1 protein-coding gene is annotated in these 316 nt (G+C 71.5%); it reads right to left on the minus strand.

Annotated features, from left to right (window positions below; genetic code table 11):
• Nucleotides 1-294 (minus strand): MFS transporter (locus EN850_RS35090; protein ID WP_136093039.1); only part of this gene is annotated, 294 nt, incomplete at its 3' end.
• Nucleotides 295-316 lie beyond the last annotated feature (22 nt).

Consider the following 316-nt stretch of genomic DNA (forward strand, 5'->3'; position numbering starts at 1 on the left):
CAGTGCCAGCGCCAGCAGCGCGGACTTCAACAGGATCAGGTTGCGGCGGTCGAAGCGGTCGCCCAGCGGTGCCAGCAGCAGGATGCCCAGCGCATAGCCGAGCTGGGTCAGGGTCGGCACCAGGCCGGCGGCGCGTTCACCTGCGCCGAGGTCCTGGGCGATCAGGCCCAGCATCGGCTGGCTGTAGTACAGCGAGGCGACCGAGAAGCCGGCGCCGGCCGCCATCGCCAGCACCAACGGCGTGGACGGTGCGGTCGCGGGTGCGGCGGCGACGGACAGCGAGGGGGTAGACATGGGGAAGTCCGGTGGAGGAGGT

The sequence above is a fragment of the Mesorhizobium sp. M8A.F.Ca.ET.207.01.1.1 genome, from assembly GCF_004794715.1.
Lineage (GTDB): Bacteria > Pseudomonadota > Alphaproteobacteria > Rhizobiales > Rhizobiaceae > Mesorhizobium.